This window comes from Subdoligranulum variabile (assembly GCF_025152575.1).
Taxonomy (GTDB): Bacteria; Bacillota; Clostridia; order Oscillospirales; family Ruminococcaceae; genus Gemmiger; species Gemmiger variabilis.
Genome location: NZ_CP102293.1, coordinates 2,834,378 through 2,854,983, shown reverse-complemented (window position 1 = coordinate 2,854,983; position 20,606 = coordinate 2,834,378). Strand labels below are relative to the sequence as shown.

Below are 20,606 nucleotides of genomic sequence, written 5' to 3'. Positions count from 1 at the left end.
AATTGTGCTATCTTGCGTTTATTGTCCTTGAAAATCCATTGTTCCCATTATATAATATTTTTAGTAACTCGAAAAGGGCATTTTGCCCCACACCACTGAAGGAGGAAACCCCATGAAAATTCTGGTTATCAACTGCGGTTCTTCGAGCCTGAAGTACCAGCTCATCGATATGGAAGGTGAGAAGGTACTCTGCAAAGGCCTGTGTGAACGCATCGGCATGGAGAGCAGCATGATCACCCATGAAGCCAATGGCCACAAGGCCACGACGCCTGCGATCTTCCCCACCCATACCGAAGCGTTCGGCGAAGTCGTCAAGAAGATGACCACCGGCGAGGGCAAAGTCATTGAGGACGTCAGCGAGATCGATGCCATCGGCCATCGCGTGGTCCATGGCGGCGAAAAATTCAAGAAGAGCTGCCTGATCACCCCCGATGTCGTCAAGGCCATCCGGGATCTGTCTCCCCTGGCGCCGCTGCACAATCCCGCCGCCATCCTGGGTATCGAGGCTTCCTACAAAGTGTTCGGTCAGGACAAGCCCAACGTGGCCGTCTTTGACACTGCCTTCCATTCCACCATGCCGCCGAAGGCCTACATGTACGCCATTCCTTACGAGTACTACGAGAAGTACGGCGTGCGCCGCTATGGTTTCCACGGTACCAGCCACAAGTATGTCAGCCATCGCGCGGCTGAGTATCTGGAAGAGCCCATTGAGCGCCTGAAGCTGATCACCTGCCATCTGGGCAACGGTTCCTCCATTGCCGCTGTGGACCAGGGCAAGGTGGTCGACACCTCCATGGGTATGACCCCGCTGGCCGGCCTGATGATGGGCACCCGCTGCGGCGACCTGGATCCCTCGGTGGTCAACTATCTGAAGTATACGCTGGAGATCACCGGCCATCAGCTGGACGAGATCCTGAACAAGAAGTCCGGCCTGCTGGGTGTTTCCGGCGTTTCCAGCGACATGCGTGACGTGGAATCTGCCGCCAAAGACGGCAATGAGCGCGCTCAGATGGCTCTGGATATGCTGAACTATCAGATCAAGAAGACCATCGGCAGCTACATTGCCGCCATGGGCGGTGTGGACGCCATCGTCTTTACCGGCGGCATCGGCGAGCACGACGATGAATCCCGTGCCAAGATCTGCCACCACATGGACTGGCTGGGCATCCGCATCGACACCGACAAGAACCGCGGCGTGCGCAGCCAGCACAAGGACGTGGTGGAAATCACCGCCTGGGGTGCCCGTGTCCGGACGCTGGTCGTTGAGACCAACGAAGAGCTGATGATTGCCCGCGACACCAAGGAAGTTCTCAGCGCCGAGTAATCCGTACCCGCACAGTTGTTCCCGCAAATTTCCATACAAGCAAAAAGAAAGCAGGCTCCTGCAGGAGCCTGCTTTCTTTTGTTATCATTTACTGCTGCTGGGCAGCGCGCTTCTTGGCGATAGCCGCCAGTGCATCCTTGCGGGACAGATTGATGCGGCCCTGCTGGTCGATATCGGTGACCATGACGAAGATGGGATCGCCCACAGCAACCACGTCCTCCACATGCTCCACGCGATGGTCATCCAGCTTGGAGATATGGACCAGACCTTCCTTGCCCGGCGCGATCTCCACGAAAGCGCCGAAATTCATCAGACGGGTCACACGGCCCTTGTAGATGGCTCCGATCTCGGGATCTTCCACAATGGTCTTGATGGTGGCGATGGCGCGCTTGGCATCCTCCTGATCCACAGCGGAGATAAAGACGTGACCGTCTTCCTCGATGTCGATCTTGCAGTTGAAGTTGGCGCACATCTCCTGAATGACCTTGCCGCCCTTGCCGATGACGTCCTTGATCTTGTCCACGGGAATCATCATGCTGAACATCTTGGGCGCGTAGGGAGACAGTTCCTTGCGCGGCTCGGCGATGACCGGCTTGATGATCTCGTCCAGGATATACAGACGGCCCTTGCGGCACTTCTCCAGGGCCTCCTCCACGATTTCGTAGGTCAGACCATCCACCTTGATATCCATCTGGATGGCGGTGATGCCGCGACGGGTACCGCCCACCTTGAAGTCCATATCGCCGTGGAAGTCCTCCACGCCCTGGATGTCCAGCATGGTCATCCAGCGGCCGCCGTGCAGCGGATCGCCATCGGTGATCAGGCCGCAGGAAATGCCGGCCACAGGCGCCTTGATGGGCACACCGGCGTCCATGAGAGCCAGCGTCGAACCGCAGATGGAAGCCTGGGAGGTAGAACCGTTGGAGGAGAGCACCTCAGACACACAGCGGATGGTGTACGGGAACTCGCTCTGATCGGGCAGCACAGGAACCAGCGCGCGCTCGGCCAGGTTGCCGTGACCGATCTCGCGGCGGCCGGGGCTGCGGGGCGCACGGGCCTCACCCACAGAATACGGCGGGAAGTTGTAGTGGTGGATGTAGCGCTTGTACTGGGTATCGGACAGATCATCCATCAGCTGGGCATCCTTGGTGGAGCCCAGTGTGCAGACGGTCAGCACCTGGGTCTGGCCACGGGTGAACATGCCGGAACCATGCACACGGGGCAGCAGACCGACTTCGGCGGCCAGCGGACGGATCTCGTTGATGCCGCGGCCGTCCACCCGCTTGCCATCCTCCAGCAGCCAGGTGCGGACGACCTTTTTCTGCAGCTTGTAGCTGATCAGGTCGATGTCCGCCGCGGTCAGCTCGGGATGCTCGGCAGCGATGGCGTCCATGATGGGCAGCAGCGCCGCGTCGCGCACGTTCTTGTCATCGGTGTCCATGGCAGCCTTGACTTCGTCCAGATGCTTGGCATAGACATCCGCCAGCAGACCGTGGTCCAGCTCCACCGGCGTAAAGGTCTTCTTGGGTTTGCCGATCTCGGCAACGATGCTGTTGATGAAGGCCAGCATCTTTTTGATCTCGGCGTGGCCGGCCTTGATGGCTTCCATCATGGTGGCCTCATCCACCTCGTTGGCACCGGCTTCGATCATGACGATCTTTTCCTCGCTGGCGGCCAGCGTCAGGGACAGGTCGCTGTGCTCCCGCTGCTCCTTGGTGGGGTTCAGAACGATCTCGCCGTCCACCAGACCGACAAACACACCGGCGATGGGTCCGTTCCAGGGAATGTCGGACATGGCGATGGCCAGCGACGCGCCGTTCATACCGGTGATCTCGGCAGAATTGTCGGGATCCAGGCTCATGACGGTCATGGTAACGCAGACATCATTGCGCATATCCTTGGGGAACAGCGGACGGATCGGGCGGTCCACCACACGGGAGGACAGGATCGCATGCTCGCCAGGGCGGCCTTCGCGGCGCATGAAGCTGCCGGGAATGCGGCCGGCGGCGTAGAGCTTCTCCTCAAACTCCACGCTCAGGGGGAAGAAGTCGACGCCCTCCCGGGGCTTCTCGCTCATCGTGACGTTGCAGAGCACGCAGGTGTCGCCATAGCGGACCATGGCACTGCCGTTGGCCAGACCGCACATCTTGCCGGTCTCCACCACAAAGGGGCGGCCCGCAAAGGTCGTCTCAAATTTGCGGTAGTGGGGGAATGTTTCCAGCCGGGAAGCAAATTCGTAAGCCATGAATGATTCTCCTTCTGTTTGGATTTTATATACCGTGGCCGCGTCTGCTCCCGATTTGAGCAATAAAGCCAGCAGCCAAGCCAATGCTTGGGTGCTCGATTTACTGCACAAAACGGCGGGCATTCCCGGCCGAAAGCCATGCAGTGGAATAAAAAAAGAAAAGCGGGCAAGGTGCTTGCGTGCACCCTGCCCGTTTTTGCGAAAATTACTTGCGCAGACCCAGCTCAGCGATCAGGGCACGATAACGGTTGATGTCCTTCTTTTGCAGATAGGCCAGCAGATTGCGGCGGCGGCCGACCATCTTGAACAGGCCGCGGCGGCTGTGGTTGTCATGCTTGTTGGTCTTCAGATGCTCGGTCAGGTGGTTGATGCGTGCGGTGAGCAACGCAACCTGGACCTCCGGAGAACCGGTGTCACCCTCGTGCAGGGCGGCCTTCGCGATGATGGGCTGCTTTTCGATAGCAGATTTCTGGCTCATGATAGATACCTCTTTCAAGTAATATTTGCCGATGGCGCAGTATGGGGTAACTGCAGATCTGAGGCATACGCCCCTTACCGGGCCACGGTAGCAGACAATAGTATACCACAACGCCGCCTGGATTACAAGAGCAGGCAGCGGTGTTTTTTGCAATTATTTTACCGTCTGGGCGGCAAAGTAATCCTTGCTCTCCCTGGCTGCACGGTGGATCAGATCGGACAATTCCTGCAATGTGCGGAACTTGCGAACCGGGCAGAAATACCGGTGAAATTCCAGCACCGGATTCTGGCCGTAAAGATTCCCGGAAAAATCCGGGACATAGGTTTCGCAGGTCACGGCGGCGTTGGCACTGTCGTCCACCGTGGGACGGCGGCCGATACCGGTAGCGGCGGGCCACCAATGTCCGTCCAGCAGGATGCGGGTCAGATAGACACCGGTGCAGGGCTGCAGAGCATCGGGCGGATAATTCTGGTTCACGGTAGGCGTTCCCAGGCGGCTGGTACCTACCCCTTTCCCGTGCGTAACGGTCCAGTCAATAGCATAGGGGGCCCCCAGCATGGCATTGGCATCATCCAGGCGTCCTTCCTCCAGCGCCGCACGGATACGGGTGGAGGACACCGCCTGCGCACCGTACTGCGCCATGGGAACGATGTGCACCGAGATTCCTCGGGGTTCGCAGAGGGCGTGAAGCATCTCCACATCACCGGCTGCCCGGGCGCCAAAGGTAAAATTCTTCCCGCAGAAAACAGCTTTGGCCCGGAAACAATCCACCAGTACTTTCTGGACAAAATCCTCCGGGGAGAGATCCCGGAATGCCTCAAAGGGCGGCTCCAGATACTGCTCGATACCGAGACTTTCGATGCGGATGTGTTTCTGCACCGGGGAAAGAATCCGTCCGCCTTTCAGCGTCTGATTGCCGGGCAATTCAAAGGTGAACGCCGCCGGTGTCAGCCCGTTTTCAGCTGCATAGCGCACTGCGCTGCCCAGCACCATCCGGTGGCCGCAATGGACCCCGTCAAAATACCCCAGCGCCACCGCACAGCCCTGCGCGGTATGCACCGGAGTCATGGTATGGTAGATCTGCATCGGCGTTTCAATTCCTTTCACAAAAGAGTTTTTCCACCTGCAGCACGCCGCCTTTTACGGCGGCAAGCCCCAGGAACGTGCCCTCTTTATCGTAGGCACGGTAGCGGCCGTCGGCCGCTGCGTAGTGACTGGTGGGACAACCGTTGAAGAGATGCGCTTTCACACCGTCGTTGACGGTCAGAGTCGGCAGCGGCGCAAAGACCGTCTCCACCGGAAGAATCCAGCCGTCTTCGGTCAGTGTACCCTTTTCTGCCGCGGCCAGAATGTCCGGCAGCGTGTGACACTGGCTGATCTCGAATTCACCGGCCCGGGTACGGCGCAGTGCCGCCAGTGTGGCGGGAACGCCCAGCGCTTTGCCGATGTCTTCCGCCAGCACACGGATGTAGGTTCCCTTGGAGCAGGCAATGCGAAGGGTATAGTCCCCCGGTTTGGGAGTGCCAAGATATTCGATGCTGTACACCGTGATGGGGCGCGGCGTGCGCTCCACCGTCTGACCTTTTCGGGCCGCTTTGTACAGCGGCTGACCGTTGATTTTGACCGCACTGTACATGGGCGGCAGCTGCATCTGCTCCCCCATAAACCGGGGTAGCACGGCGCGCAGTTCTTCCTCCCCTATCGTCACGGGGGCGGTCTCCAGTACCGTGCCGGTGATGTCGCCGGTATCGGTGCGCTGTCCAAAACGCAGCGTCGCTTCGTAGGTTTTATCGTGATTCAGCTGGCGATCGGCGGCTGCAGTTGCCTTGCCGATAAACACGGCGAGCACACCGGTCGCCATAGGATCCAGTGTGCCCGAGTGCCCCAGCTTGCGCGTGCCCAGGGCGCCGCGCAGCTTGGCCAGCACATCAAAGCTGGTCCAGCCGGCGGGCTTATCCACGGGCAGAATGCCGTTTGGCGTTTGCATAGTGGGGATTCCTTTTCTGTTCGTTCAGGACTAGGACTCCGCCGCGTTCAGGGAGGCGCTGCGGTCCAGTTCTTTTTTTACTTCATCCAGGATAGCGTGCTTGGCGTTGTCCAGATTGCCGCTGATTTCACAGCCGGCGGCCCGGGGATGTCCCCCGCCGCCCAGACGCCGTGCAATGTTGCAGGCGTTGGTGTCGTGACCGGTGCGCACGCTGATCTTGTAGCTTCCGTCCTTCTGCTGGCGCAGGGTCAAACCCACCTCCACGCCTTCGATAGAACGGGGCAGGCTGGTGAGATCTTCCAGCTCAGCTCCTGCCACACCAGCCGCCTGAATCTGATCCCAGGTCAGACAAATCAGAGCGCAGCGGTTGTCGTAATAGAATTCCAGACTTTCCAGCGCCATGCGCTCCGCTGCCATCCGGGCGTGGGAACGGCACTCAAACAGCCGTTCGTTGAGATTTTCCACATCGGCTCCCGCCTCGATCAGGGCCGCCGCCGCACGATGGGTGGCAGCCGTGGTGTTGGTGAAACGGAAGCAGCCTGTGTCGGTGGCAATGCCGGTATACAGGCAGGCGGCAATATCCGGCGTGATCTCCACACCCATTTCAGGGATCAGCGCGGTCAGCAGTTCCGCCGTTGCCGCGGCATGGTCATCCAGCATGGTCTCGTAGGCATAGCCGCTGTTGGAGCCGTGATGGTCAATACAGAGATCCACATGTTCGGCATACTGGGGCATATTGTTGCGGTCGCCGAACAGCTGAATGCCGGCCACATCCACTGCCACCACAAAGTGCGGCGTAAAACTGCCGTCAAACACCGTGATGGGCAAAAACGCATACATAGCCGGAATGGGATCGCTGCACAGAACCGCAGCGGTCTTGCCCAGCTTCTGCAGCGCCAGACACAGCGCCGTACCCGACCCGATGGTATCACCGTCCGGATTCTTATGGCATAGTATCAGGATCTCATCTGCGCTCAGTAGGCGCGAGACAACGGTCTCATGATCCACGGATTGCGTCATACAGTTCCTCTTTTCTGGGGCGATCGGTCAGGCACTGCCTCCCAGGCAGCGCCCTCGCGCCGATCATTCGCTGTCGCTGTCCGCGCCGTCATCCGCGGCGGGTTCAGCTTCGGCTGCCAGTTCTCCCAGCAGCTTGTTGATATGGGCAGCGTAGGCAGCGCCCTCGTCTGCCACAAACACAAAGCGAGGCGCTTTGCGGATGTGCATGCGGCGGCTGACTTCGGTGCGCACATGGCCCGACGCTTTGTTCAGCGCCTTGACCACCGGCTCCGGACCGCCTTCCCGTCCCATCACGCTGATGTAGACCTTGGCCTGATCCAGATCCGGGGTAACATCCAGACGCGTGACGGTCAGCAGGCCGCCGGTCACCCGCGGGTCTTTCATCTCGCCGATGATGGCAATCAGTTCCCGCTTCATGTCCTGGGCCATACGGCCGTGATTTTTGCTTGGCATGGTATTCTTTCCTCAACTTTATGCAGGAACCCCCGCCGGCATCCGCCGGCGAAGCGTTTTTCCTGCCTGAATTCCAACTCAGTCGCGGTACTCCTCGAGCTTGAAGCACTCGAAGACGTCGCCCTCCTTGATGTCGGAGAACTTCTCCAGCGTGATGCCGCACTCAAAGCCCTCGGCCACTTCCTTAGCGTCGTCTTTGAAGCGCTTCAGGCTGGCAATGGCATCCTCGCAGATGACAATGCCGTCACGCACCAGACGCAGCTGGGCATCGCGGGTGATCTTGCCGCTGGTCACGCGGCAGCCGGCCACGGTGCCGACGCTGGAGATCTTGTAGACCTGACGGACCTGGGCTTCACCCAGCGCAACCTCGCGGATCTTGGGTGCCAGCATGCCCTTCATAGCGTCGGAAACATCGTTGATGGCATCGTAAATGACGCGGTACATACGCATCTCCACGCCGGTCTGCTCGGCCTCGGCCTTGGCCACCGCGTCGGGACGGACGTTGAAGCCGATGATGATGGCGTTGGAAGCATCCGCCAGCGAGACGTCGGACTTGGAAATGGCGCCGACACCCGCATGAATGACGCGGACACGGACCTCGTCGTTGGAGATCTTCTCGAGGCTCTGCTTGACAGCCTCGGCGGAGCCCTGGACGTCCGCCTTGACGACGATGGGCAGTTCCTTCATATCGTTGGCCGCCATCTGATCGAACAGATTATCCAGGGTGACCTTGGTGTAGGCGGCAAACTGACGTTCCTTGGCCTCGGCGGTACGCTTGTCGGCCAGTTCACGGGCCAGCTTTTCGTCCTCCACAGCCTCAAACAGTTCGCCGGCTTCCGGCACTTCGGTCAGACCGGTGATCTCCACAGGAGTGGACGGACCGGCCTCGGTGATCTCGCGGCCCTTGTCGTCGCGCATGGTACGCACACGGCCCACGGCGGTGCCGGCGATCAGGCAATCGCCCTTATGCAGGGTGCCGTTCTGCACCAGCAGGGTGGCGATGGGGCCCTGGCCCTTGTCCAGACGGGCCTCCACCACAGCGCCCTTGCCGCGGCGGTTGGGGTTGGCCTTGAGTTCCATGACCTCGGCTTCCAGAACGATGCGCTCCAGCAGATCCGAGATGCCCATGCCGGTCACCGCCGACACCGGGATGCAGGCCACGTCGCCGCCCCAGTCCTCGGGGACGATCTCGTACTGGGTCAGCTGCTCCTTGACGCGCTCGGGGTTGGCGGTGGGCTTATCCATCTTGTTGATGGCCACGATCAGCTTGACGTTGGCAGCCTTGGCATGGTTGATGGACTCGATGGTCTGGGGCATGATACCGTCATCGGCTGCCACCACCAGAACTGCAATATCAGTCATGTTGGCACCGCGGGCACGCATGGCAGTGAACGCCTCATGGCCCGGGGTATCCAGGAAAGTAATGACGCTGTCGCCGCTCTTGACCTGGTAGGCACCGATGGCCTGGGTGATGCCGCCGGCTTCCCCTGCGGTCACATTGGTCTTGCGGATGGCATCCAGAATGGAGGTTTTGCCGTGGTCGACGTGGCCCATGACCACCACGACCGGCGGACGCTCGACGAGGTCGGCGGCGTTGTCCTCCTCCTGCACAAAAAGGCGCTCCTCGATGGAGACGTGCACTTCGTGCTCCACCTTGGCGTGGAACTCCTCGGCGATGAGGGCGGCGGTATCGAAGTCGACCACATCGGATACAGCGTGCATCTCGCCCATCTGCATGAACTTGGCAACGACTTTGGCAGCGGTCTGCTTCAGACGGCTAGCCAGCTCACCCACGGTGATCTCATCGGGAATGGAGATCTTGAGCTGGGCGTTGCGGGCCTTCTCCAGCTGGATGCGCTGCAGGCGCTCGGCTTCCGTTTCCCGGCGGCGGCCAAACTGCTGACCGCGGCGGTTGTTGCGGTTGTTGAACTTTTCTTTCTTGCCGGTGGGCTGGTTCTTGCGCTTGTTGGGCATGTTGCGGCTGTCGGCCAGGTCGTCATACCGGGCGTTGAACTTATCCACGTTGACATCCACCGTACGGGTGTCCACCGACACCTGGGCACGGTTGACCTTTACCTGCTCCGTGGCAGCCACCGGCTTCTTGATGCCGGTGTCAGCAGCCAGTTCCTGAAGGGTGACACGCTTTTCGTTACGCTTCTCCGCCTGCTTCTCGGGCTTGCGGTTTTCCCGCTTGGGTTCCTGCTTCTTGCCCTCCGGCTTTTTCGCCTCGGCCTTGGGCGCCGGTTTCGGCTCTTCCTGTTTGGTGCCGCTGGCGAGATAGGCATCGAGGCTCTCCTCGGCATTCTCACGGGTCAGCGTCTCCAGCAGGAAATCCAGCTCCTTTTCCCCGAACGTACCGCCGGTCTTATAAGCTTCGCCGGTGATGGGCGAAACGGTCTCGATGACCTTCTTGGCGGGCACGCCGAACTCCTTGGCAACATCAGCGATCTTGTATTTAAAATCCATAAACTGTGGTCCTCCTCTGCATCAGGTAAGATGTTTTGCGCACAGCTGCGCAAGGTGTTCGTCCGTTATGCCGAACACAGCGGCAGGCTTGGGGGTGAGCATCGCCAGATCGGCGGTGGTCAGCGGCATCTGTTCACAGGCCACGATTCCCTCACAGGCGCTGCGCATATGGGTCACGGTGCGTTCACTGGCATCTGCGGCAAGCAGAACCAATGCCACCTTACCGCGCAGGGCATTTTCCTGCACTCGGTCGTACCCGTGCAGTAGCTTTCCGGCTTTGCGGCAAAGCCCCAGCGCGCCCAGCAACGGATGTTGGTCATTCGCCATGCTCTGTCGCCTCCTTTGCACTTTGTTCCGCGCATTGGATCTCCTCGGTCAGGCGCTCGTAGATTTCCCCGGGAATGGGGACCTCAAACGTGCGCTCCAGCCGCTTGGCCTTGCGGGCTTTCGCCAGACACGCGGCGGACGGGCAAAGATATGCCCCCCGTCCCGGGGCCTTGCCGCGCAGATCAATGCTGATCTCGCCTTCCGGGCTGCGCACAACGCGCACCAGCTCGCGCTTGGGGCGCTGGGCGTTACAGCCCACGCAACGGCGCACCGGGATCTTTTTTTGCTTTTGCTGCTGCAAGTAGCCGACCTCTTTTCCCTTGGAATCCGGGGCCGATGCACCCGGGTCTTTGTCTTTTTATTCCTCGTCCTCGCCGTAGTAACCGGACTCGGGGCGGATATCAATATTGTAACCGGTCAGGTGTGCACACAGACGCACATTCTGTCCTTTATTGCCGATGGCCAGGCTCAGCTGGTGATCCGGCACCGTGACACGGCAGCTCTTGGTCTCGCCGGGGAGCAGTTCCACCTTGACCACCTTGGCCGGAGACAGCGCCGCCGAGATGAACTCGGTGATGTCCTCGCTCCAGCGGATGACATCGATCTTCTCACCGCCCAGCTCCTGGACGATCTTTTCCACACGGGCACCGCGGGCACCAATGCAGGCGCCGACGGGGTCCACATCGGGGTTCTTGCTCCAAACCGCCAGCTTGGTACGGGCACCGGCCTCACGGGCAATGGCCTTGATCTCGACGGTGCCGTCATAGATTTCCGGCACTTCCAGCTCGAACATCCGCTTGACCAGGCCGGGATGAGTGCGGCTGATCGTCACGCGGGGACCGCGGTCGGTGGCCAGCACATCCACCACGTAGACCTGCACGGTCTCGCCCTCATGGAAGGTCTCGCCGGGGACCTGCTCGTTGCGGGGCAGCACGGCGCTGCCGCCCTTGCCCAGATCCAGCACGACGTTGCCGCGCTCCGGATCAATGGAGACCACCGTGGCGGTGATGAGCTCATGGGCGCGGGACTGCATCTCGCTGCACTGCAGGTTGCGCTCACCTTCGCGCAGGCCCTGACGGATCACGTGCTTGGCAGTCTGCGCAGCGATGCGGCCGAACTCCTTGGTTTTGAGCTGGGTGACCATGCGCTGACCGACCTTGTAGCTCTTGCGGACCTTCTGGGCCTCCTCCAGGCTGACCTGGGTATGGGGGTTCTCCACTTCCTCCACGATGTCGCGCAGCAGGCTGGCGCGGAACGCGCCGATCTCGGGGTCGATGTCAACCACAACGTTGTCGTCCTCGACCTCGTAGTCCTTCTTCACAGCAATGACGATGGCTGCCTTGATCTTTTCGATCAGGTAATCTTCCGGCAGTCCGCGCTCTTTTTCCAGCGCAGCCAGAGCATCAAAGAATTCGTTGTTCGCAGTAGCCATTTTTACGGTTTCCTCCCAATATAGGTTTCAGTACACAAATACAGAACTTGGCGCTCAGCCAAACAGATCTTCATCATCGCAGAGCTTGACATAGCCCGCGGCCTTCACCGGGAAGGTGTAAGTTTCTTCCCCGTCCACGAGGGTCACATTGCCTTCCCCATCCAGCCCCTGCAGAATGCCCGCCACGTCCCGCCGGCCCGCTTCGTCAGGCCGGATCAGATGCGCGGCGCACTTCTGCCCGCGCAGGGCTTCATAATGCTCAGGGCGGGTCAGACGGCGTCCCAGTCCGGGGCTGCCCACTTCCAGATAGTAACTCTGGTCGATGGGGTCTGCCTCGTCCAAAATGGGATCGATGGCGCGGGAAACCGCTTCACAGGTATCGGTATCCAGCGGTTCGTCCCGGTCGATCAGCACCCGCAGGAACCAGTCGGGGCCTTCTTTTTCAAAACGGACATCCCACAGGCGCAGGCCCATGCCCTCCACCGTGGGGCGCACCAGCGTTTCGACCGTCTTGGCCGCTCCGCCGCTGTTTTGCTGTTTTGCCATGCAAACGCTCCTTAATTCTTCCCTATCATAAAAAGAAAGCGGACCTTGACGGCCCACTTTCCAATAAAATCATCATCGAACAGTAAAAATATACCACACCCCCGGGCAAATTGCAACCCCCTGCCGCAGAAAAAGGGGGCACAAAAAGGCCTTTGCAGGCCATTTTTTACCGCAAAGCGAAAAAAACAGTTGACTGCGCATCGATATCAATATACAATATCATTATACGATATTGCAACGGGAGGTGTTGCCGATGCCCAGGCAGGCAATGGAAAACCTGACAGAATCCATGTTTTATGTGTTGATGGCTCTGCAGCAGGCAGATGCCTGCGGTGCGGAGATCACAGCCTATGCGGCACAGATTTCCGGCGGCACGGTACGGCTGGGTCCCGCCACCCTCTATACTTTGTTGGCTCGATTTGAAAAAGAAGGATTTCTGGCGGATGCCGGTTCGGTCGGATGCAAGCGCTATTATCATCTTACCGCCGCCGGCAAAGCCGCTTACGAAGGCGAGCGAGCCCGTCTGCAGCGCTGTCTGGATGACGCCGCCCGCGCCGAGATCACCGCCCCCGCCAGCCTGACAAAAGGAGATGCCCGGGATGAAGCTGCTTCACAAGGAGATCGTTTACCGTCCCGTCCCCAGCCTGTGCTATGAGGTGGAAGCCTGTGAAAGCTGGCTGACGGATATGGCCGCCCGGGGCCTTTTTGTGGAGAAGATGGGGCGTACGCTGGCACGGTTCCGCCCCGGCACCCCGCAATCGGTGCGCTATCGCCTGACCGCCGCCCGGCTGAAAGGCGGCTGGCTGGATTCTGCCCCGTCGGAGCCGCTCTCCTCAGAAAAAGCGCTCTACGCCGAATACGGCTGGTATTTTGTCTGCGCTCAACAGGAGTTTTTTCTGTATGCCTGCGAAGATCCCCGTGCGCCTGAACTGCACACCGACCCCGCCGTGCAGGCGCTGAGTCTGAAGATGGCCCGCCGCTCCGCCTGGTGGAGCTTCCTGGGGTTGTTTGCCGCACTGATCCTGCAGTTTCTTCTGAATGGCCGAGGGCGTCTGGTGAGGTTCCTCGTGGAAATGCCACTGCTTTCCTGCTGCATTTACCTGTATTTTTTCGGCACGCTGTTTCTGGCTTTCCGAGACCTGTATAACATTCTGAAACTGAGCCGCAGGCTGCGGCAGGGGTATGAACCGGATCACCAAAAGAACTGGCATGCCGCCGCCTGGATCCACCGGATCAGCCAGGGGATCACTACCTGTGCCCTTGTTCTGCTGCTCCTGGGTGGATTTGGGGCGCTTGTCCAGTCAGGGACCCGCCAGCCCATCACGGACTACCAAGGCCCCCTTCCCTTTGCCACCCTGACAGACCTGGCCGACGGCACACCGGTCTGGGATGAGGCAGACGCTCGGAAACGCAGCAATCTGGAAATCCGGCATTCCCTGTTGGCCCCTACCATATTGGAGTATGACGAGAGCGGCAAAATCCTGCAAAACGGGAAAGTGGTGCTGGACACCTCTCTTGCCGTTTGCTACTATGACACACGCACACCCTGGCTGGCCCATCTTCTGGTGAACGACCTCCACGAAAGCCAGTCCCTACTGGCCGATGAGCCGCAGCCATTGCCGGATCTGCCGGGGACGGACGCCGCATACGGCTATAGCGGAAAGGATGGCGTTTTCCGACAACTGATTCTGGTGCAGGGCCGCCGCGTGTTGTGCGTTCTGTGGACGGATCCCGACGGCACCCAGAATTTTGACCGGATGGCACCGCGTTTTGCGGAAGTCTTTGCCGCTTCGGCCTGACAGAAAAAGTCCCGGACAAACTGTCCGGGACTTTTTACGGATGATATCAGAAAGCCCACTCGCCGTCGGTGAAGATGGTGACTTCCTCGCCGGACTTGGTGATGCCGGTGATCTGGCTGTCTGCTGCGCCGATCATCACATCCTCATGGATAGCGGAATCGTTGAGTCCCTTCTCCATCAGCTGCGCGCGGGTCATCGAAGCACCGCCCCGGATGTTCGTGGGGTAACCGGCGCCAAAGGCGATGTGGCAGGCGGCGTTCTCGTCAAACAGCGTGTTGAAGAAGAGCACACCACTGCGGTTGATGGGGCTGGAAGCCGGCACCAGGGCGATCTCGCCGATGCGGTTGGCATTCTCGTCGGTGGAGAGAAGCTCTGCCAGGAGATTGGCGTTCTTCTCAGCGCCATGCTCCACGACCTGGCCATCCTTGAAGGTCACATGCCAGCCCTCGATGAGCTGTCCGTTGTAGACATAAGGCTTGGTGCCATAGACTATGCCGTCCACGCGATTGCGGTCCGGGGCGCAGAAGACTTCTTCGGTAGGCACGTTGGCGATAAACTCAATCCCCCGTTCCGACTTGCTGGAGGCTCCCTCCCAGGTGGCATCCTGAGCAATGCCCACCGTCAGGTCGGTGCCGTTGCCGCTGGTGATGTGCACGCGGTCCAGGTTCCAGGCGTTGAGCTGATCCCGCCGGGCCGCCGTCTTGGCCACATGCTCTTTCCAGGCGGAGACGGGATCTCCGGTGGAAACGCGGCAGACGTCAAAGATGACCTCCCACAGCTTCTCCACCGCCTGCTCGACGGGAAGGTCCGGGAACACCTTGGCAGCCCAGCCGGGGGCCGGGACAGCGACCACGCACCACTGGACCCGGTCGTTCATGGTATATTCCTGCCAGGGCTTCATGAAGGTGCGCTTGGCCAGGTTCACACGGTTGACCTTGGCGGCATCCAGGCCGGCCAGCGCCTCGGGATCCTCGGCGTGGATGGCCAGCGTGCAGCAGCCGTCCGGATCTTCGGCATAATCGAGATAACTGCGCAGCTCATAGGGCTTCAGCTCGCACAGGTCGGACTCCTGCGCCAATTCCATATGCAAACGGGTGAGTTTGTCATCCTCCCACCGGACGATGACCCGCTTGGCACCCGCTTCGTAACCCGCGCGCACACAGGCATGGGCAAACTCCGGCATCGTGACCGGGCAGCGAACGATAAAATTCTGGCGCGGACGCACATTGACGCCCACTTTGACAACAAAATCAGCATACAGCTGCAGATAGTGCTGGTTCATAGATCGGTTCTCCTTTTACGATTTTGGTTTTAGTATACACCATTTGAGGATAAATGTGTAGAGATACAGCAAAAAGGCAGGCCGCCCGACGGGCAGCCTGCCTTCCGATTCTATTACTTGCCGACCATCATGTCCGCCGCCTTGTACAGATCACCGCAGCTCATGCAAACCACCAGATCGCCTTTTCCGGCGTTCTGCTTGACCCAGTCGGCCGCGCCTTCCAGCCCGTCGACCACCACACTGCCGGGGATCTTGGCCGCCAGCTGTTCGGAGCTGACGGTGCCGTCGTCCGCTTCGCGGCCGCCCATGATGGGCAGCAGCACGACCTGATTCGCTTCGCCCAGCACCTTGACGAAATCATCCATCAGCATCTTGGTGCGGCTGTAGGTAAACGGCTGATGCACCGCAATCACCCGCTGGTATCCCAGCCCCTTGGCGGTTTTCAGCGTAGCTTCCAGCTCTGTGGGATGATGGGCATAATCGTCCACAATCACGGCACCGTTGCACTCGCCCTTGATCTCAAACCGGCGGCCGGTACCATGGAACGCTTCTGCCGCACGAACAGCATCCTCCGGCTTGAGGCCCAACGGACGCACGCAGCAGCACATGGCCAGAGCATTATAAATGTTGTGGTAACCGGGCACGCCCAGACGGATATGAGCAAAATTCTCGCCCAGTTCAAGGACATCAAACTCATAGAATCCGGGTTTGTACTCGGCTACGTTGACGGCACGGAAACGGGCATCTTCGGTGATGCCGAAGCTCAGTACCGGACGGTCAATGCTGTTCACCACATCAACGGTGTTGTGATCGTCCATATTGAATACTACCGTGCGGGACAGAAGCGCAAACTTCTGGAATGCCAGCTTGAGCTGCCCCATCGTGCCGTAGTACTCCAGATGGTCATTGTCAATGTTCAGGATGACCCCTACCGCGCAGGTCAGATGCAGGAAAGTCTCATGGTATTCGCAAGCTTCGATGACGGCGCTCTGACCGCTGCCGGCCTTGCCGTAGCCATCGATCAGCGGCAGTTTGCCGCCGATGACTGCCGCAGGGTCCCGTCCGGCCAGTTCCAGCATCGTCGTGATCATGCCAGTTGTGGTGGTCTTTCCGTGAGTACCTGCCACGCCGACGCTCTGGGGATGCATCCGGCTGACGTATCCCAGCAGGACACTGCGCTCCACAGCCTTGATTCCGCGGGCCTTGGCCGCCTGCAATTCGGGATTGTCGTCATGAATGGCGGCACTGTACACCACCAGCTGGGCATCCCCCAGATTGGCAGCATCGTGGCCGATCGTTACCTTGACGCCGAGGGCACGCTCCGCTTCGGTGTTCTTGGTTTCCTCCACATCAGAACCGGTGATGGCAAAGCCGTGACTGTGCAGGATCTGGATCAGCGGATAGGTACCGGAGCCGCCGCAGCCGATAAAGTGTACGGTCTTGACGCCATCCAGCAATTTCGGGTCAAAGATGTTAAATACCATGAGTCGTCACCTCAAACAAAGTCCGTCCCCGCAGGGTACGGCTATACTTTTACAAAAGTTTTTTATAATTATAATATTTTTTTGCAGTAAAATAAACACTTTTTTAAAATTTTTGGTATAATGGCAGAAAAGATTTCCACAATTCGGGTGATTTGCCCACGGGGAGGCATAAATCATGGCAAAATTTGTATGGAGCATGGATCCTCTGGTCATTTCCCGCTTGGGGAAGGACTCCTCCAAAAGTCCTCTCACCAGCGCCGATCTGCGAGCGCTGGGTATTCCAGCCCGAAAGATTCCCCGGGTTCAGGCTGAACTGGCCCGTCTGAACGCCGGTAATGATGTGAGCGTGGAAGCACTACCCGAGCTGGCACGACAGATTGCACGTCAGCTCTGCTGAACCGCTGCCCGCTTTCGTTTATTCCCTCGCAGCCATGCGGCCAAGACAAGACGCCTCTTTTTTGCGAAGCAGGGCAGAGAGGAAGCACCAAAAAGCGGATACCTTTGGATGCACTTTTTCCATTACGCGATCGCCTTGCTGCGCATATCTGTGCCGCCTCTCTGTTTTTGCCGGTCGCATCCATTTTCCGGACTGTATTACTTTCCAATTATACCAATGTAATACTTCCTTTTCAACAGCTTTTGCCGCGCAGCGCTTGTGCGGACCTGCTGCCTATGCTATAATAAGTGCATTGCGCCCGATTGGTGCGGCGCAGCAAATCGCTTTGTGTGGCAGCCAGCCATGCGGAAGGAGTAATCGTACAAATGAAGAACAGTGAAAAGACTCTGGACATGATCGTCAACCTGTGCAAAAACCGCGGGTTCATCTACCCCGGCAGCGAGATCTACGGCGGCCTGGCCAACAGCTGGGACTACGGCCCCCTGGGCGTTGAGTTCAAGAACAACGTCAAAAAGGCCTGGCTGAAGAAATTTGTGCAGGAAAGCCCTTACAATGTCGGCCTGGATGCCGCCATCCTGATGAATCCTCAGACCTGGGTAACCACCGGCCATGTGGCCAGCTTCTCGGATCCGTTGCTGGACTGCCGTGCCTGCAAGAGCCGTCACCGCGCCGACAAACTGATTGCCGACTGCGAGCAGGGCAAGAATGTGGACGTGGACGCCATGACCTTTGACGAGATGGACGCCTTCATCGCCAGCCACGAGGAGGTGGTCTGCCCCGTCTGCGGCAAACATGACTTTACCCCCATTCGTAAGTTCAACCTGATGTTCAAGACGGCCATCGGTGTCACCGAGGATTCCTCCTCCACCTGCTACCTGCGTCCCGAGACTGCGCAGGGCATCTTCGTCAACTTTGCCAACATCCAGCGCACCACCCGCCGCAAACTGCCCTTCGGCGTCTGCCAGGTGGGCAAGGCCTTCCGCAACGAGATCACTCCGGGCAACTTCACCTTCCGCACCCGTGAATTCGAGCAGATGGAGTGCGAGTTCTTCTGCAAGCCGAACACCGATCTGGAATGGTTCGCCTACTGGAAGGATTTCTGCAAGAACTGGCTGCTGAGCCTGGGCATCAAGGAAGAAAATCTGCGCCTGCGTGATCACGAGGCCGCCGAACTCGCCTTCTACTCCCGCGCTACCACCGACATCGAGTACGCTTTCCCGTTCACCGACTGGGGCGAGCTGTGGGGCATTGCCGACCGCACCAACTATGACCTGAGCCGTCACCAGGAGGCTTCCGGCAAGAGCCTGGAGTACTTTGACCCCGAAACCAACGAACACTATATTCCCTATGTTATCGAGCCGTCCCTGGGCTGTGACCGCGTCGCCCTGGCTTTCCTGTGTGAAGCCTACGACGAAGAGCACCTGGTGGATGCCAAGGGCAAGGAGGATGTGCGCACTGTGCTGCATCTGCATCCCTTCCTGGCGCCTTTCAAGTGCGCCGTCCTGCCGCTCTCCAAAAAGCTGGGTGACAAGGCTATGGAAATCCGCAACGAGCTGGCCAAGGACTTTATGGTGGACTACGACGACGCCGGTTCCATCGGCAAGCGTTATCGCCGCCAGGATGAGATCGGCACCCCGCTGTGCATCACTGTGGACTTCCAGACTGTCGGCGACGACAAGGTCGAAGCGGACAACTGTGTCACCGTCCGTGACCGCGATACGATGGAGCAGGTCCGCCTGCCCATCAGTGAGCTGAAGGATTACATCGCCAAGAAAGTGGCGTTCTGATCCTTCCCTGAAAAACAGCAATCCCTCCGGGACCAGCATCCCGGAGGGATTTTTGTATCAAAAGTAGCCGCCATCCTCATGGGTATTCTGGCTTTCCAGTCCCATGGAAACGCCCAGCGCCTCATCCACCCGGCGCATATCGTCGGGCGGGATACGACCGGCCCGTTCCCGCAGCCGCCGTTTGTCCAGCGTACGGATCTGTTCGGTCAGCACAATGCTGTCCTTGGACAGCCCGCAGCGATCTGCCCGTACGCTGATGTGGGTGGGCAGGCGGTTTTTGTCCTGCCGGCTGGTGATCGCTGCGGCAATGACGGTGGGACTGTGCCGGTTCCCGATCTCATTCTGAATGATAAGTACCGGCCGGATGCCCCCCTGTTCCGAACCCACCACCGGGCTCAGATCCGCGTAGAACACTTCCCCTCTATGCACTTCCATCAAAAAACCTCCTCTCGTCTCATACTCTTAGTATAAGCGGGAGGAGGTTCTTTTAATCACCGGACTGTATTTTTGCCGCGAGTGCATCCCCCTTTGCGCAAAGCATACGGAACGGCGGGCTATTATACAGCGGACGCATAACCAGCCAGGTGCGCACAGCATCTACACAGGCACAGCCCGCAAAGGTAGCCAGGATCACCAGCAGTGTATAGGATACCGAACCGTGATGCGCCTGTGCCTGAAAGATACCGTTCCACAGGAAGTCCCGAAATGCCGGAACCTGGTGCAGGATGTAGACACCAAGGGTGGTACCGGCCAGGGCATTGACCCAGCGTCGGCTGCCGAGCTTCACTGTCTGGAACAGCGAGAACAAGGCCAGCGCCGCCAGCAGATTGGGCAGGGCGCCGAGCCCGGTACGATAGTAAGCAACGTACTGGAAGGCCTTGCCGTCCGTCCGGCCCTGCCATTCCAGCCAGGCGCGTGCCGCCGTGTTGAGCAGCGGCAGGCCCACACCCAAAGCCAAAGCCAGTACCCGGTGGCGCAGCAGCCGGCTCAGACGGTTGTCCGGGTAACGGCGCAGGTAGGCCGCCAGCAGATATTCATACAGGAACATCCAGGAAAGATCGCTGACAATGCCGTCCTCCGCGAACAGCGTGGGGTACAGAATCAACGGCACCGCCAGAACCAACAGCAGCCCTCGGTGCGCCCCGCGGGGCAATCCCCGCAGAACCCGCGCCAGCAGCGGCATACAGACCAGCAGGACCAGATAATCCGAGATAAACCACAGCTGCCGAGTGGAGGCCGGGAAGACAGCCCACCGCAGCGTGCCGAAGGAGACCGGCAGCCCCCCCAGGGCGCAAAGCAATGTAACCGGCACTGTATAAAGCCACAGAGAAAGCCACAGCGAAAGCGGGCGGCGGGTTGCAAAGGGCTGCTCACACAAAAACCAGCTGCCGATCAGCACAAAGATGCTGCAGGCGATGCGGGACCCGCATCCGATCAGGCAAAACGCCAAGGAGGAGGACAGGGTGCTGTAGTCCGCAATGCCGCCCTGGCCGGTCAGGTGATCCCCGATGATGAACAACATACAGAGAATACGCAGCAATTCCAGATTGCTGGCGCGGGGTGTTTTAGCAACCATCGG

Annotated in this window: 20 protein-coding genes; 5 read left to right on the top strand and 15 right to left on the bottom strand. The window is 59.3% G+C overall.

The window, feature by feature from the left end; all coding sequences use genetic code 11:
• Positions 1–112 precede the first annotated feature (112 nt).
• Positions 113–1,324 (top strand): acetate/propionate family kinase, encoded by a 1,212-nt coding sequence (locus tag NQ490_RS13465; RefSeq protein WP_007046637.1) that lies wholly within the window; start codon positions 113–115, stop codon positions 1,322–1,324.
• Between the two features lie 88 nt (positions 1,325–1,412).
• Here the strand turns inward: NQ490_RS13465 and NQ490_RS13460 are convergent, their stop codons facing one another.
• From NQ490_RS13460 to NQ490_RS13410, 11 genes are all read right to left on the bottom strand, one after another.
• Positions 1,413–3,569 (bottom strand): polyribonucleotide nucleotidyltransferase, encoded by a 2,157-nt coding sequence (locus tag NQ490_RS13460; protein WP_050764690.1) that lies wholly within the window; start codon positions 3,567–3,569, stop codon positions 1,413–1,415.
• Positions 3,570–3,774: 205 nt separating this feature from the next.
• A complete protein-coding gene (rpsO, locus tag NQ490_RS13455) occupies positions 3,775–4,047 on the bottom strand; it encodes a 30S ribosomal protein S15 (protein ID WP_007046639.1) in 273 nt (90 codons plus the stop codon).
• Between the two features lie 153 nt (positions 4,048–4,200).
• Positions 4,201–5,154, bottom strand: a complete 954-nt coding sequence (gene ribF / locus NQ490_RS13450; RefSeq protein WP_242654983.1) for a bifunctional riboflavin kinase/FMN adenylyltransferase — start codon at positions 5,152–5,154, stop codon at positions 4,201–4,203.
• Positions 5,141–6,034, bottom strand: a complete 894-nt coding sequence (truB, locus tag NQ490_RS13445; protein ID WP_007046641.1) for a tRNA pseudouridine(55) synthase TruB — start codon at positions 6,032–6,034, stop codon at positions 5,141–5,143. Before truB ends, ribF begins: the two co-directional genes overlap by 14 nt.
• 30 nt (positions 6,035–6,064) lie before the next feature.
• Entirely contained in the window at positions 6,065–7,054 is a 990-nt protein-coding gene (locus NQ490_RS13440; RefSeq protein ID WP_007046642.1) for a DHH family phosphoesterase, read from the bottom strand.
• Between the two features lie 63 nt (positions 7,055–7,117).
• A complete protein-coding gene (rbfA, locus tag NQ490_RS13435) occupies positions 7,118–7,507 on the bottom strand; it encodes a 30S ribosome-binding factor RbfA (protein WP_040917629.1) in 390 nt (129 codons plus the stop codon).
• A gap of 78 nt (positions 7,508–7,585) precedes the next feature.
• Positions 7,586–9,973: a translation initiation factor IF-2 gene (infB, locus tag NQ490_RS13430; RefSeq protein WP_007046644.1), complete on the bottom strand. Its 2,388-nt coding sequence runs from the start codon at positions 9,971–9,973 to the stop codon at positions 7,586–7,588.
• Between the two features lie 21 nt (positions 9,974–9,994).
• Positions 9,995–10,300: a L7Ae/L30e/S12e/Gadd45 family ribosomal protein gene (locus tag NQ490_RS13425; RefSeq protein WP_007046645.1), complete on the bottom strand. Its 306-nt coding sequence runs from the start codon at positions 10,298–10,300 to the stop codon at positions 9,995–9,997.
• Positions 10,290–10,601 (bottom strand): RNase P modulator RnpM, encoded by a 312-nt coding sequence (gene rnpM, locus NQ490_RS13420; protein WP_007046646.1) that lies wholly within the window; start codon positions 10,599–10,601, stop codon positions 10,290–10,292. The genes NQ490_RS13425 and rnpM overlap by 11 nt, the downstream gene beginning before the upstream one ends.
• A 57-nt stretch (positions 10,602–10,658) precedes the next feature.
• A complete protein-coding gene (gene nusA / locus NQ490_RS13415) occupies positions 10,659–11,732 on the bottom strand; it encodes a transcription termination factor NusA (RefSeq protein WP_007046647.1) in 1,074 nt (357 codons plus the stop codon).
• Positions 11,733–11,786: 54 nt separating this feature from the next.
• On the bottom strand, positions 11,787–12,278 hold the full coding sequence (locus tag NQ490_RS13410; protein ID WP_007046648.1) for a ribosome maturation factor RimP: 492 nt from the start codon (positions 12,276–12,278) through the stop codon (positions 11,787–11,789).
• Between the two features lie 253 nt (positions 12,279–12,531).
• Here NQ490_RS13410 and NQ490_RS13405 point away from each other — a divergent pair, with 253 nt between their 5' ends.
• Complete coding sequence (locus NQ490_RS13405; protein WP_007046649.1) at positions 12,532–12,933, top strand: PadR family transcriptional regulator; 402 nt, start codon at positions 12,532–12,534, stop codon at positions 12,931–12,933.
• Entirely contained in the window at positions 12,878–14,077 is a 1,200-nt protein-coding gene (locus NQ490_RS13400; RefSeq protein ID WP_040917632.1) for a DUF2812 domain-containing protein, read from the top strand. The genes NQ490_RS13405 and NQ490_RS13400 overlap by 56 nt, the downstream gene beginning before the upstream one ends.
• Before the next feature lie 46 nt (positions 14,078–14,123).
• Here NQ490_RS13400 and NQ490_RS13395 read toward each other — a convergent pair whose 3' ends face one another.
• Together NQ490_RS13395 and murC are read right to left on the bottom strand one after the other, a co-directional pair.
• On the bottom strand, positions 14,124–15,359 hold the full coding sequence (locus tag NQ490_RS13395; RefSeq protein WP_007046651.1) for an aminopeptidase: 1,236 nt from the start codon (positions 15,357–15,359) through the stop codon (positions 14,124–14,126).
• A 113-nt stretch (positions 15,360–15,472) separates the two neighbouring features.
• The gene (gene murC / locus NQ490_RS13390) at positions 15,473–16,843 is read right to left on the bottom strand and encodes a UDP-N-acetylmuramate--L-alanine ligase (RefSeq protein WP_007046652.1); all 1,371 of its coding nucleotides are present in this window, start codon (positions 16,841–16,843) and stop codon (positions 15,473–15,475) included.
• 175 nt (positions 16,844–17,018) lie between these two features.
• Here murC and NQ490_RS13385 point away from each other — a divergent pair, with 175 nt between their 5' ends.
• Positions 17,019–17,240, top strand: coding sequence for a hypothetical protein (locus tag NQ490_RS13385; protein WP_040917633.1), 222 nt, complete (start codon positions 17,019–17,021; stop codon positions 17,238–17,240).
• A 365-nt stretch (positions 17,241–17,605) separates the two neighbouring features.
• Positions 17,606–19,027 (top strand): glycine--tRNA ligase, encoded by a 1,422-nt coding sequence (locus NQ490_RS13380; RefSeq protein ID WP_007046655.1) that lies wholly within the window; start codon positions 17,606–17,608, stop codon positions 19,025–19,027.
• Between the two features lie 57 nt (positions 19,028–19,084).
• Here NQ490_RS13380 and NQ490_RS13375 read toward each other — a convergent pair whose 3' ends face one another.
• Positions 19,085–19,462 carry a type II toxin-antitoxin system PemK/MazF family toxin gene (locus NQ490_RS13375; RefSeq protein WP_007046656.1) on the bottom strand — a complete coding sequence of 126 codons (378 nt, stop codon included), beginning with the start codon at positions 19,460–19,462 and terminating at the stop codon, positions 19,085–19,087.
• Positions 19,463–19,514: 52 nt separating this feature from the next.
• Entirely contained in the window at positions 19,515–20,603 is a 1,089-nt protein-coding gene (locus NQ490_RS13370) for an acyltransferase family protein (RefSeq protein ID WP_007046657.1), read from the bottom strand.
• Between the last annotated feature and the right edge of the window lie 3 nt (positions 20,604–20,606).

Bases quoted from the DNA above. Each gene is read 5' to 3' on its own strand.
- NQ490_RS13465 (WP_007046637.1), top strand. From the start codon at position 113: ATGAAAATTCTGGTTATCAACTGCGGTTCTTCGAGCCTGAAGTACCAG.
- NQ490_RS13460 (WP_050764690.1), bottom strand. From the start codon at position 3,569: ATGGCTTACGAATTTGCTTCCCGGCTGGAAACATTCCCCCACTACCGC.
- rpsO (WP_007046639.1), bottom strand. From the start codon at position 4,047: ATGAGCCAGAAATCTGCTATCGAAAAGCAGCCCATCATCGCGAAGGCC.
- truB (WP_007046641.1), bottom strand. From the start codon at position 6,034: ATGCAAACGCCAAACGGCATTCTGCCCGTGGATAAGCCCGCCGGCTGG.
- NQ490_RS13440 (WP_007046642.1), bottom strand. From the start codon at position 7,054: ATGACGCAATCCGTGGATCATGAGACCGTTGTCTCGCGCCTACTGAGC.
- rbfA (WP_040917629.1), bottom strand. From the start codon at position 7,507: ATGCCAAGCAAAAATCACGGCCGTATGGCCCAGGACATGAAGCGGGAA.
- infB (WP_007046644.1), bottom strand. From the start codon at position 9,973: ATGGATTTTAAATACAAGATCGCTGATGTTGCCAAGGAGTTCGGCGTG.
- NQ490_RS13425 (WP_007046645.1), bottom strand. From the start codon at position 10,300: ATGGCGAATGACCAACATCCGTTGCTGGGCGCGCTGGGGCTTTGCCGC.
- nusA (WP_007046647.1), bottom strand. From the start codon at position 11,732: ATGGCTACTGCGAACAACGAATTCTTTGATGCTCTGGCTGCGCTGGAA.
- NQ490_RS13410 (WP_007046648.1), bottom strand. From the start codon at position 12,278: ATGGCAAAACAGCAAAACAGCGGCGGAGCGGCCAAGACGGTCGAAACG.
- NQ490_RS13405 (WP_007046649.1), top strand. From the start codon at position 12,532: ATGCCCAGGCAGGCAATGGAAAACCTGACAGAATCCATGTTTTATGTG.
- NQ490_RS13400 (WP_040917632.1), top strand. From the start codon at position 12,878: ATGAAGCTGCTTCACAAGGAGATCGTTTACCGTCCCGTCCCCAGCCTG.
- NQ490_RS13395 (WP_007046651.1), bottom strand. From the start codon at position 15,359: ATGAACCAGCACTATCTGCAGCTGTATGCTGATTTTGTTGTCAAAGTG.
- murC (WP_007046652.1), bottom strand. From the start codon at position 16,843: ATGGTATTTAACATCTTTGACCCGAAATTGCTGGATGGCGTCAAGACC.
- NQ490_RS13385 (WP_040917633.1), top strand. From the start codon at position 17,019: ATGGCAAAATTTGTATGGAGCATGGATCCTCTGGTCATTTCCCGCTTG.
- NQ490_RS13380 (WP_007046655.1), top strand. From the start codon at position 17,606: ATGAAGAACAGTGAAAAGACTCTGGACATGATCGTCAACCTGTGCAAA.
- NQ490_RS13375 (WP_007046656.1), bottom strand. From the start codon at position 19,462: ATGGAAGTGCATAGAGGGGAAGTGTTCTACGCGGATCTGAGCCCGGTG.
- NQ490_RS13370 (WP_007046657.1), bottom strand. From the start codon at position 20,603: ATGGTTGCTAAAACACCCCGCGCCAGCAATCTGGAATTGCTGCGTATT.